We start from the raw sequence: 312 nt of genomic DNA, 5'->3' as shown, positions 1-312 counted from the left end.
AGCGAACCCTGATATGAAAGGAGTGATCACCGATCACGGCGCTCTAACAGCGCTTCTGCCTGCTTACCTGAATGCCGCTGGCAAAAAGCCGGGTGAGATTTGTAGTGCTGGTTTCGATCTATCTGCTGCAACGGCGCAGGGTATTGAGGACGAAATGATTACAATGGTCTTGGACCAACAGCCATTCCTGCAGGGCTACTTGCCGATCATTCAGTTGTTTCTCACATCCAAATACGGTTTCGCAGGTATGAACATTGATACGGGTGCCGCGATGATAACGCAAAGCAATGTAGGTCCAGTCAAAGCCTTGGC

General features: G+C 50.3%; 1 pseudogene. It reads left to right on the top strand.

The features are described 5' to 3' along the window. Window positions 1-13: 13 nt before the first annotated feature. Window positions 14-312, top strand: a pseudogene (locus AB9F26_RS22450) (hypothetical protein); the annotation flags it as partial.

The organism is Falsihalocynthiibacter sp. BN13B15, assembly GCF_041205415.1.
In the GTDB taxonomy this organism is placed as follows: Bacteria; Pseudomonadota; Alphaproteobacteria; order Rhodobacterales; family Rhodobacteraceae; genus Falsihalocynthiibacter; species Falsihalocynthiibacter arcticus.
Note: the sequence above shows the minus strand (reverse complement) of the source record. Positions and strands in the feature narration are given on the sequence as shown.